The following is a 9154-nucleotide window of genomic DNA, read 5'->3' as shown; positions in this document are numbered from 1 at the left end:
CGATAATACTGCCGGCAATATAAAAATTAAAGTGCCGTCAGCAACCTTTTTTGCCTTTATCATCGCTGGCGCCCTGCTCCAGGGCTTCCAGAATAGAACAATAGTTGCTGGTATGGGCAGTGCCGCAGCAGGCGTCACTCAAGCGTTTCAACGATTCGCGCATGCGGGTCAGCTCCGCCAACTTGCTTTCCACTTCGCTCAGGCGAGCATCGACGATCGACTTCGATTCCTGGCAGGTATGGTGTTCAGGATCAACCCGGATCGACAGCAGTTCGGCGATCGTTTCCAGAGTAAAGCCCAACTGTTTGGCATAGCGAATAAAACGCAGCCGCTGCAGGTCCTGCTCCGTATACAGCCGATAACCGCCTTCGGTGCGGACATTGTGATCCATCATGCCCTGCTTTTCATAGTAACGCACGGTATCCGGCGTCACTTCGGCGAGCTTGGCCAACTGACCTATCTTGAACATGACTTCTCCTCTCGGGTGAATTTGCCGTCCAGTGCGTGCTGATATTCGCCATGCAAGAAATCCGTGCTCATCCCAGCCTGGCGCAATCGATGTTCCAGCAGTGCCATGCGCTTGCTGAGATCGACATAGTCCGGATGTTCGCTATTAATCTCTTGCAGTAAGCGAGCAACGGTTAATGCCTCCTTGCGATCTTCCAGCGCCGGCGGCAGGTAACCGGCATTTTTCAGCAAACGGTAACCGGCGCGTAGCTCGGGCGGCACCGCGCTGTCATCTTCCAGCGCCAGCGGCTGCCCCTGGCCGGGCAGGTTGTCGAACTCACCTTTATCCTGGGCATCAAGGATATGACGTTCCGCCCATTGATCGAGCAATCCCATGACAGACAGCCTCGGTTAGCCTAATGAATAAGCCTTAGCATAGCGGATAGGGGCGGGGATCTTAAGCACAGCAGGGGAAATTGCGCACATTTGTCTGGATTTGGACGTAAAAAAACCGGGCAAGCCCGGTTTTTTTACGCGTCTACAGATTACTCTGCAGTTGCCACTTCTGCTTGAGACTCAGCACGATCAACCAGCTCGATGTATGCCATCGGCGCGTTGTCGCCTGCGCGGAAGCCACACTTCAGAATGCGAGTGTAACCACCGGCACGGCTCGCGAAACGCGGGCCCAGCTCGTTAAACAGTTTTGCCACGATCTCGTTATCACGAGTACGGGCGAATGCCAGACGACGATTAGCTACGCTGTCGGTCTTGGCAAGAGTAATCAGCGGCTCAACAACGCGACGCAGCTCTTTTGCTTTTGGCAGGGTCGTCTTGATGATCTCATGACGAACCAAAGAGCCGGCCATGTTACGGAACATAGCCTGGCGATGGCTGCTGTTACGGTTCAGTTGACGACCACTCTTACGATGGCGCATGACCTTATCCTTCTCAGTAAAACCTTAACCTGTGATCCGGTTACTCGTCAGCAATGCTTGCCGGCGGCCAGTTTTCCAGGCGCATGCCCAGAGACAGACCACGTGAGGCCAGCACGTCTTTAATCTCGGTAAGAGATTTTTTACCCAGGTTTGGCGTTTTCAGCAACTCAACCTCGGTACGCTGTACCAGATCACCGATGTAGTGGATAGCTTCTGCCTTGAGGCAGTTAGCAGAGCGGACAGTCAATTCCAGATCGTCAACAGGGCGCAGCAAGATCGGATCGAACTCTGGTTTCTCTTCTTTAACTTCCGGCTGACGTACATCACGCAGGTCAACGAAAGCTTCAAGTTGTTCAGCCAGAATGGTGGCCGCACGGCGGATCGCCTCTTCAGGATCGATCGTGCCATTGGTCTCCATCTCGATGACCAGCTTATCCAAGTCAGTACGCTGTTCTACACGCGCAGCTTCAACATTGTAGGCGATACGCTCTACAGGGCTGTAGCAGGCGTCAACCAACAGACGACCGATTGGGCGCTCATCTTCTTCCGAATGAATTCGGGCAGAAGCCGGCACATAACCGCGACCGCGCTGAACTTTGATACGCATGCTGATAGCCGCGTTCTCATCAGTCAGGTGGCAAATCACGTGCTGAGGCTTGACGATTTCGACATCACCATCATGGGTGATGTCGGCAGCGGTCACAGGGCCAATGCCAGATTTATTCAGGGTAAGAATAACTTCGTCTTTGCCTTGAACTCTCACCGCCAGCCCTTTCAGGTTGAGCAGGATCTCCAGGATATCTTCCTGTACGCCTTCTTTGGTGCTGTACTCATGCAGTACACCATCAATCTCAACCTCGGTCACCGCGCAACCCGGCATAGATGAAAGCAGAATACGGCGCAGTGCGTTGCCAAGAGTATGGCCAAAGCCACGCTCTAAAGGCTCAAGGGTCACCTTGGCGTGCGTCGAACTGACTTGCTCGATATCTACCAGGCGCGGTTTTAGAAACTCTGTCACAGAACCCTGCATTGTGTCCTCTCTTTGGTACTAAGCTTTACTTGGAGTAAAGCTCGACGATCAGGTGTTCGTTAATGTCCGCAGACAGATCGGTACGTTCAGGCATACGCTTGAACACGCCTTCCATCTTAGCAGCATCAACTTCCAGCCAAGTCGGCTTTTCACGCTGCTCAGCCAGCTCCAGAGAAGCTTTAACACGAGACTGCTTTTTAGCTTTCTCGCGGATGCTGACTACGTCATTCGGAGATACCTGATAAGAAGCGATGTTAACAACGCGACCGTTTACCATAACTGCTTTGTGGCTAACCAGCTGACGTGACTCTGCACGAGTAGCGCCGAAGCCCATACGGTAAACAACGTTGTCCAGACGACCTTCCAGCAGCTGCAACAGGTTTTCACCGGTGTTGCCCTTCAGGCGGGTTGCTTCTTTGTAATAGTTGCGGAATTGACGCTCCAGAATGCCGTACATACGACGAACTTTCTGCTTCTCACGCAACTGAACACCGTAATCAGACAGACGCGGTTTACGCGCACCGTGCTGACCAGGTGCTTGTTCAATTTTACACTTGGAATCGATCGCGCGAACGCCAGACTTAAGGAACAGGTCTGTGCCCTCACGACGGCTCAGCTTGAGCTTAGGACCCAAATATCTTGCCATTTTCTTTCTCCAACAATCCTAAAAGCTGCGTTACACGCGGCGCTTTTTCGGCGGACGACAACCGTTATGAGGGATCGGAGTCACATCAGTAATGTTAGTGATGCGGAAACCAGCCGCGTTCAGAGCGCGGATAGTAGACTCACGACCAGGACCAGGTCCTTTAACCATAACTTCCAGGTTCTTGATACCGTATTCTTTCACTGCGTCAGCACAACGTTCTGCTGCAACCTGTGCTGCGAACGGAGTGGACTTACGAGAACCACGGAAACCGGAACCACCGGCTGTTGCCCAACCCAAAGCATTACCCTGACGATCAGTGATGGTAACGATGGTGTTGTTGAAAGAAGCATGGATATGAGCCACGCCGTCAGAGACTTGCTTTCTTACACGCTTACGTGTACGAACAGGTGCCTTTGCCATTATTCAATAACCCCGATTATTTCTTGATCGGCTTGCGCGGACCCTTACGGGTACGAGCGTTGGTCTTGGTGCGCTGACCGCGTACCGGCAGACCACGACGATGACGCAAACCACGATAGCAACCAAGGTCCATAAGACGCTTGATGCTCAGGGTAATTTCACGACGCAAATCACCCTCAACGGTGTATTTGGCAACTGCATCACGAAGCTTTTCGATTTGCTCTTCAGACAGCTCACTGATCTTAACATTTTCAGCAATACCCGTAGATGCACAGATAGCCTGTGAACGGGTTTTACCGATACCGAAGATCGACGTTAAGGCGATAACGGTATGTTTATGATCAGGAATGTTAATGCCTGCTATACGGGCCACTATGCACTCCTACTATTTTATACAGCAACACCATTCTGAAAAGCCCGTTTTCAGGATACTCAAATAATGTTGCAGTGCGACATACAAAAGATTGGCTGGCTAATCTAGCCAGCTCAACCCAACTTTGCAAGAAAAATATGCGAGATAATCAGCCTTGACGCTGTTTATGCTTCGGCTCGGCGCTGCAAATCACACGAACGACACCGTTACGCTTAACGATTTTGCAGTTACGACATAATTTCTTGACGGAAGCACGAACTTTCATTTTTACTCTCCGTAACTTCTCAAACGAATCTGACTAGCGGTTATAGCCTTTCAGATTTGCTTTCTTCAATGCAGACTCGTACTGACTTGACATCATCAGAGTTTGCACTTGAGCCATAAAGTCCATGATGACGACAACCACGATCAGTAGCGAGGTACCACCAAAGTAGAATGGTACTTTCATTGCATCACGCATGAACTCCGGGATCAGGCAGATGAAAGTAATGTACATCGCGCCCACCAGGGTTAAACGCGTCATTACTTTATCGATATACTTCGCCGTTTGCTCTCCCGGACGAATTCCTGGTACGAAGGCACCGGACTTCTTCAGGTTATCTGCTGTCTCACGCGGGTTGAAAACCAACGCCGTGTAGAAGAAACAGAAGAAGATGATTGCAGACGCATAGAGTAACACATAAAGCGGTTGCCCTGGCTGCAAATACAGCGAAATCGTAGTCAGCCAGTTCCAACCGGTACCGCCCCCAAACCATGATGCAATCGTGGCCGGGAACAGAATAATGCTGGAAGCGAAAATCGCCGGGATAACACCCGCCATGTTCACTTTCAACGGTAAGTGTGTACTCTGTGCTGCATAAACACGACGACCTTGTTGACGCTTCGCATAGTTAACGACGATACGACGTTGACCACGCTCGATGAAAACAACGAAGAAGGTTACTGCAAACACCAATACTGCAACCAACAGCAGCAGGAGGAAGTGCAGGTCGCCTTGCCGCGCTTGCTCAATAGTATGGGCCACTGCCGGCGGGAGCCCCGCTACAATACCCGCGAAGATAATGATCGAGATACCGTTGCCGATACCGCGCTCAGTAATCTGCTCACCCAGCCACATCAGGAACATTGTCCCGGTTACCAGGCTCACAACCGCAGTAAAGTAGAATGCAAAGCCTGGGTTTAACACCAGGCCCTGCATACCAGGCATATTCGGCAGACCGGTAGCAATACCGATCGACTGGAATATGGCCAATACCAGCGTACCGTAACGGGTGTACTGGCTAATCTTGCGACGGCCAGCCTCCCCTTCTTTCTTGATTTCCGCCAACGCTGGATGAACCACCGTCAGCAGCTGGATAATGATCGACGCCGAGATATACGGCATGATCCCCAGAGCAAAGATAGAAGCACGGCTGAGGGCACCACCAGAGAACATGTTAAACATTTCAATGATAGTGCCTCTCTGCTGCTCAAGCAATTTGGCAAGCACAGTGGCATCGATACCAGGAATCGGAATGAAAGAGCCGATGCGGAAGACAATCAGCGCGCCGATGACAAACAAAAGTCTGCGCTTCAGCTCGCCGAGCCCGCCTTTAGCACTTTGAAAATCTAATCCTGGTTGCTTAGCCATCTGCTACTTATTCCTCAATTTTACCGCCAGCAGCCTCGATAGCAGCACGAGCGCCTTTGGTGACACGCAGACCACGCAGGGTTACCGGACGAGCGACTTCGCCAGAAAGTACAACTTTCGCGAATTCGATCTGGACACCAACTACGTTAGCGGCTTTCAGCGCGTTCAGGTCGATAACATCGCCTTCAACCAGAGCCAGTTCAGACAGACGAACTTCTGCCGTGATCATCGCTTTGCGTGAAGTGAAGCCGAATTTCGGCAGACGACGGTACAGAGGCATCTGACCACCTTCGAAACCACGACGTACGCCACCGCCAGAACGAGACTTCTGACCTTTGTGACCACGGCCGCCGGTTTTACCCAGGCCAGAACCAATACCACGACCTACACGCTTAGGCGCATGCTTGGCACCTTCAGCCGGAGACAGAGTATTTAAACGCATCTGTTACTCCTCAACTTTAACCATGTAGGAAACCAGGTTGACCATACCGCGAACAGCAGGAGTATCCTCGCGCTCTACGGTGTGACCAATACGACGCAGACCCAGACCGAGCAGAGTAGCTTTATGCTTCGGCAGACGGCCAATTGAGCTGCGAGTTTGTGTAACTTTAATAGTCTTAGCCATGGTCAATTACCCCAGAATGTCGGCAACGGATTTACCACGCTTAGCAGCGACCATTTCAGGAGACTTCATATTCGCCAGAGCGTCGATAGTTGCACGAACCACGTTGATCGGGTTGGTGGAACCATAAGCTTTAGCCAATACGTTGTGCACCCCAGCAACTTCGAGAACGGCGCGCATTGCACCACCCGCGATGATACCGGTACCTTCATGAGCAGGCTGCATGAACACGCGAGAACCCGTGTGAGCGCCCTTAACAGGGTGCTGCAGGGTGCCGCTGTTCAGCGCGACGTTCATCATGTTGCGACGGGCTTTTTCCATCGCTTTCTGGATCGCTGCTGGAACTTCGCGTGCTTTGCCGTAGCCAAAACCAACGCGACCGTTACCATCACCAACTACAGTCAGTGCGGTAAAGCTGAAAATACGGCCACCTTTTACGGTTTTAGATACGCGGTTTACCGCGATCAGCTTTTCCTGCAGTTCGCCAGCTTGTTTTTCGATGTGAGCCATCTTAAACCTCTTCCTTAGAACTGAAGGCCAGCTTCACGGGCAGCATCTGCCAGTGCCTGGACTCGACCATGATATTGGAAACCGGAACGGTCAAAGGAAACTTTCGCAATCCCTTTTTCCAACGCGCGCTCAGCCAGAGCTTTACCTACGGCTGCTGCTGCGTCTTTGTTACCGGAATACTTCAGTTGCTCCGCGATAGCTTTTTCTAAAGTAGAAGCGGCTACCAGTACTTCAGAACCGTTTGGAGCAATCACCTGTGCGTAAATGTGACGCGGGGTACGATGTACCACCAGGCGGGTTGCACCCAGCTCTTGGAGCTTGCGGCGTGCGCGGGTCGCACGACGGATACGAGCAGATTTCTTATCCATAGTGTTACCTTACTTCTTCTTAGCCTCTTTGGTACGCACGACTTCGTCGGCGTAACGAACACCCTTGCCTTTGTAAGGCTCAGGACGACGGTAAGCGCGCAGATCTGCTGCTACCTGGCCAATTACCTGCTTATCAGCGCCTTTCAGCACGATTTCAGTTTGGCTTGGGCATTCAGCAGTGATACCTGCCGGCAGCTGGTGATCGATAGGGTGAGAGAAGCCCAGGGCCAAATTCACCACGTTGCCTTTAACGGCAGCACGATAACCAACACCTACCAGTTGAAGCTTTTTGGTGAAGCCTTCGGTAACACCAACAACCATTGCGTTCAGCAGAGCGCGCGTGGTACCCGCTTGAGCCCATGCGTTAGCAAAACCTTCGCGCGGAGCGAAAGTCAGTGCGTTAGCTTCTTGCTTCACTTCAACGGCGTCGTGGATAGTACGAGTCAACTCGCCGTTTTTACCCTTAATCGAAATAACCTGACCGTTGAGTTTTACCTCTACGCCGGCAGGAATGACGACGGGTGCTTTTGCAACACGAGACATTCTTTCCTCCCGAATTAAGCTACGTAGCAGATAATCTCGCCACCCAGACCAGCCTGGCGAGCTGCACGATCGGTCATAACACCTTTAGAGGTAGAAACAACAGCGATACCCAAACCGGCCATAACTTTTGGCAGCTCATCTTTTTTCTTGTAGATGCGCAGACCTGGACGGCTGATACGTTGAATGCTTTCTACCACAGCTTTGCCCTGGAAGTACTTCAGTACCAGTTCCAGAACAGGCTTGGCGTCGCCTTCGATTTTGAAATCTTCAATAAAACCTTCTTCCTTCAGCACGTTGGCAATTGCCACTTTCAGCTTGGAGGAAGGCATGGTGACCGCAACTTTGTTCGCGGCTTGACCGTTACGGATACGGGTCAGCATATCCGCGATCGGATCTTGCATGCTCATCTGTCTTTACTCCCGTGATTCAATTGGTAATTACCAGCTAGCCTTTTTCAAGCCTGGTACTTCACCGCGCATAGCGGCTTCACGAAGCTTAATACGGCTCAACCCGAATTTGCCCACATAACCATGTGGACGGCCAGTTTGGCGGCAGCGTTTACGCTGACGAGACGGGCTGGAATCACGCGGCAGAGTTTGCAGCTTGAGAACGGCATCCCAACGATCTTCATCGGACGCGTTCACATCAGAGATAATAGCTTTCAGTTCAACGCGTTTTGCAAAGAACTTGTCAGCTAATTTCACGCGCTTGACTTCGCGTGCTTTCATTGATTGCTTAGCCATCAGTAACCCTGCCTTACTTGCGGAACGGGAAGTTAAAAGCAGCCAGCAGCGCGCGGCCTTCATCATCAGATTTCGCAGTAGTGGTAATGGTAATATCCAAACCACGAACGCGATCGACTTTGTCGTAGTCGATTTCTGGGAAGATGATTTGCTCACGCACGCCCATGCTGTAGTTGCCACGGCCATCGAATGACTTGGCGGACAGGCCACGGAAGTCACGGATACGTGGAACAGCAATGGAGATCAGACGCTCAAAGAACTCCCACATGCGTTCGCCACGCAGAGTTACTTTACAGCCGATCGGATAGCCCTGACGGATTTTGAAGCCTGCAACAGATTTGCGGGCTTTGGTGATCAACGGTTTTTGACCGGAGATGGCTGCCAGGTCCGCTGCGGCGTTATCCAGCAGTTTCTTGTCAGCAATCGCTTCACCAACACCCATGTTCAGGGTGATCTTCTCGACCCGAGGGACTTGCATGACAGAGTTGTAATCAAACTGAGACATCAGTTGTTTGACTACCTCGTCTTTGTAGTAATCATGCAGTTTCGCCATCGTATTACTCCAAATTACTTGATAGTTTCGCTGTTAGATTTGAAGAAACGGACTTTTTTGCCCTCTTCGAATCTAAAGCCTACACGGTCAGCCTTGCCGGTAGCCGCGTTGAAGATAGCAATGTTAGAAACCTGAATTGCAGCTTCTTTTTCAACAATGCCGCCTGGTTGGTTCAGAGCCGGAACCGGCTTCTGGTGTTTCTTAACCAGGTTGATGCCTTCAACAATGACCTTGCCAGCAGACAGGACATTTTTTACTTTACCGCGCTTACCTTTGTCTTTCCCGGTAATCACGATAACTTCGTCATCACGACGGATCTTCGCTGCCATGTTCG

The 9154-nt window shown here is 51.4% G+C and carries 18 protein-coding genes; all 18 read right to left on the bottom strand.

All coding sequences use genetic code 11. From position 1 onward, the window contains the following. Positions 1-37: 37 nt before the first annotated feature. The 18 genes from zntR to rplX all read right to left on the bottom strand — a co-directional run bounded on the left by zntR (position 38) and on the right by rplX (position 9149). Positions 38-469: a Zn(2+)-responsive transcriptional regulator gene (zntR, locus tag AAIE04_RS10070; protein ID WP_016930321.1), complete on the bottom strand. Its 432-nt coding sequence runs from the start codon at positions 467-469 to the stop codon at positions 38-40. Further along, complete coding sequence (locus AAIE04_RS10065; RefSeq protein ID WP_498576862.1) at positions 457-843, bottom strand: DnaJ family domain-containing protein; 387 nt, start codon at positions 841-843, stop codon at positions 457-459. Before AAIE04_RS10065 ends, zntR begins: the two co-directional genes overlap by 13 nt. 149 nt (positions 844-992) lie before the next feature. Beyond that, positions 993-1382 (bottom strand): 50S ribosomal protein L17, encoded by a 390-nt coding sequence (rplQ, locus tag AAIE04_RS10060; RefSeq protein WP_004929726.1) that lies wholly within the window; start codon positions 1380-1382, stop codon positions 993-995. A gap of 40 nt (positions 1383-1422) precedes the next feature. Beyond that, positions 1423-2412: a DNA-directed RNA polymerase subunit alpha gene (locus AAIE04_RS10055; RefSeq protein ID WP_002919219.1), complete on the bottom strand. Its 990-nt coding sequence runs from the start codon at positions 2410-2412 to the stop codon at positions 1423-1425. A gap of 25 nt (positions 2413-2437) precedes the next feature. After that, positions 2438-3058 carry a 30S ribosomal protein S4 gene (gene rpsD, locus AAIE04_RS10050; RefSeq protein WP_004929729.1) on the bottom strand — a complete coding sequence of 207 codons (621 nt, stop codon included), beginning with the start codon at positions 3056-3058 and terminating at the stop codon, positions 2438-2440. Positions 3059-3088: 30 nt separating this feature from the next. Then, a complete protein-coding gene (gene rpsK, locus AAIE04_RS10045) occupies positions 3089-3478 on the bottom strand; it encodes a 30S ribosomal protein S11 (RefSeq protein ID WP_004929731.1) in 390 nt (129 codons plus the stop codon). Positions 3479-3494: 16 nt separating this feature from the next. Then, complete coding sequence (gene rpsM / locus AAIE04_RS10040) at positions 3495-3851, bottom strand: 30S ribosomal protein S13 (protein ID WP_004929734.1); 357 nt, start codon at positions 3849-3851, stop codon at positions 3495-3497. A 148-nt stretch (positions 3852-3999) separates the two neighbouring features. Further along, positions 4000-4116: a 50S ribosomal protein L36 gene (gene rpmJ, locus AAIE04_RS10035; protein WP_002227352.1), complete on the bottom strand. Its 117-nt coding sequence runs from the start codon at positions 4114-4116 to the stop codon at positions 4000-4002. 33 nt (positions 4117-4149) lie between these two features. After that, on the bottom strand, positions 4150-5481 hold the full coding sequence (secY, locus tag AAIE04_RS10030; protein WP_004929740.1) for a preprotein translocase subunit SecY: 1332 nt from the start codon (positions 5479-5481) through the stop codon (positions 4150-4152). A gap of 7 nt (positions 5482-5488) precedes the next feature. After that, positions 5489-5923 carry a 50S ribosomal protein L15 gene (gene rplO, locus AAIE04_RS10025; protein ID WP_004929742.1) on the bottom strand — a complete coding sequence of 145 codons (435 nt, stop codon included), beginning with the start codon at positions 5921-5923 and terminating at the stop codon, positions 5489-5491. A 3-nt stretch (positions 5924-5926) separates the two neighbouring features. Continuing rightward, on the bottom strand, positions 5927-6106 hold the full coding sequence (gene rpmD, locus AAIE04_RS10020; RefSeq protein ID WP_048232028.1) for a 50S ribosomal protein L30: 180 nt from the start codon (positions 6104-6106) through the stop codon (positions 5927-5929). 6 nt (positions 6107-6112) lie between these two features. Next, complete coding sequence (gene rpsE / locus AAIE04_RS10015) at positions 6113-6613, bottom strand: 30S ribosomal protein S5 (protein ID WP_004929747.1); 501 nt, start codon at positions 6611-6613, stop codon at positions 6113-6115. Positions 6614-6627: 14 nt separating this feature from the next. Next, a complete protein-coding gene (rplR, locus tag AAIE04_RS10010; protein ID WP_004929748.1) occupies positions 6628-6981 on the bottom strand; it encodes a 50S ribosomal protein L18 in 354 nt (117 codons plus the stop codon). Positions 6982-6990: 9 nt separating this feature from the next. Beyond that, entirely contained in the window at positions 6991-7524 is a 534-nt protein-coding gene (rplF, locus tag AAIE04_RS10005; RefSeq protein WP_004929751.1) for a 50S ribosomal protein L6, read from the bottom strand. Between the two features lie 14 nt (positions 7525-7538). Next, entirely contained in the window at positions 7539-7931 is a 393-nt protein-coding gene (gene rpsH / locus AAIE04_RS10000; protein ID WP_004929753.1) for a 30S ribosomal protein S8, read from the bottom strand. A gap of 30 nt (positions 7932-7961) precedes the next feature. Next, positions 7962-8267 carry a 30S ribosomal protein S14 gene (gene rpsN / locus AAIE04_RS09995; protein WP_019456186.1) on the bottom strand — a complete coding sequence of 102 codons (306 nt, stop codon included), beginning with the start codon at positions 8265-8267 and terminating at the stop codon, positions 7962-7964. Positions 8268-8280: 13 nt separating this feature from the next. Beyond that, positions 8281-8820: a 50S ribosomal protein L5 gene (gene rplE / locus AAIE04_RS09990; RefSeq protein ID WP_004929756.1), complete on the bottom strand. Its 540-nt coding sequence runs from the start codon at positions 8818-8820 to the stop codon at positions 8281-8283. A 14-nt stretch (positions 8821-8834) separates the two neighbouring features. Beyond that, entirely contained in the window at positions 8835-9149 is a 315-nt protein-coding gene (gene rplX / locus AAIE04_RS09985) for a 50S ribosomal protein L24 (protein WP_019456185.1), read from the bottom strand. Between the last annotated feature and the right edge of the window lie 5 nt (positions 9150-9154).

Source organism: Serratia sp. Ae19-1 (genome assembly GCF_059801225.1).
Note: the sequence above shows the minus strand (reverse complement) of the source record. Positions and strands in the feature narration are given on the sequence as shown.

Excerpts from the sequence above, each read along its gene's own strand:
- zntR (WP_016930321.1), bottom strand. The coding sequence starts at position 469 with ATGTTCAAGATAGGTCAGTTGGCCAAGCTCGCCGAAGTGACGCCGGAT.
- AAIE04_RS10065 (WP_498576862.1), bottom strand. The coding sequence starts at position 843 with ATGGGATTGCTCGATCAATGGGCGGAACGTCATATCCTTGATGCCCAG.
- rplQ (WP_004929726.1), bottom strand. The coding sequence starts at position 1,382 with ATGCGCCATCGTAAGAGTGGTCGTCAACTGAACCGTAACAGCAGCCAT.
- AAIE04_RS10055 (WP_002919219.1), bottom strand. The coding sequence starts at position 2,412 with ATGCAGGGTTCTGTGACAGAGTTTCTAAAACCGCGCCTGGTAGATATC.
- rpsD (WP_004929729.1), bottom strand. The coding sequence starts at position 3,058 with ATGGCAAGATATTTGGGTCCTAAGCTCAAGCTGAGCCGTCGTGAGGGC.
- rpsK (WP_004929731.1), bottom strand. The coding sequence starts at position 3,478 with ATGGCAAAGGCACCTGTTCGTACACGTAAGCGTGTAAGAAAGCAAGTC.
- rpmJ (WP_002227352.1), bottom strand. The coding sequence starts at position 4,116 with ATGAAAGTTCGTGCTTCCGTCAAGAAATTATGTCGTAACTGCAAAATC.
- secY (WP_004929740.1), bottom strand. The coding sequence starts at position 5,481 with ATGGCTAAGCAACCAGGATTAGATTTTCAAAGTGCTAAAGGCGGGCTC.
- rplO (WP_004929742.1), bottom strand. The coding sequence starts at position 5,923 with ATGCGTTTAAATACTCTGTCTCCGGCTGAAGGTGCCAAGCATGCGCCT.
- rpmD (WP_048232028.1), bottom strand. The coding sequence starts at position 6,106 with ATGGCTAAGACTATTAAAGTTACACAAACTCGCAGCTCAATTGGCCGT.
- rpsE (WP_004929747.1), bottom strand. The coding sequence starts at position 6,613 with ATGGCTCACATCGAAAAACAAGCTGGCGAACTGCAGGAAAAGCTGATC.
- rplR (WP_004929748.1), bottom strand. The coding sequence starts at position 6,981 with ATGGATAAGAAATCTGCTCGTATCCGTCGTGCGACCCGCGCACGCCGC.
- rplF (WP_004929751.1), bottom strand. The coding sequence starts at position 7,524 with ATGTCTCGTGTTGCAAAAGCACCCGTCGTCATTCCTGCCGGCGTAGAG.
- rpsH (WP_004929753.1), bottom strand. The coding sequence starts at position 7,931 with ATGAGCATGCAAGATCCGATCGCGGATATGCTGACCCGTATCCGTAAC.
- rpsN (WP_019456186.1), bottom strand. The coding sequence starts at position 8,267 with ATGGCTAAGCAATCAATGAAAGCACGCGAAGTCAAGCGCGTGAAATTA.
- rplE (WP_004929756.1), bottom strand. The coding sequence starts at position 8,820 with ATGGCGAAACTGCATGATTACTACAAAGACGAGGTAGTCAAACAACTG.
- rplX (WP_019456185.1), bottom strand. The coding sequence starts at position 9,149 with ATGGCAGCGAAGATCCGTCGTGATGACGAAGTTATCGTGATTACCGGG.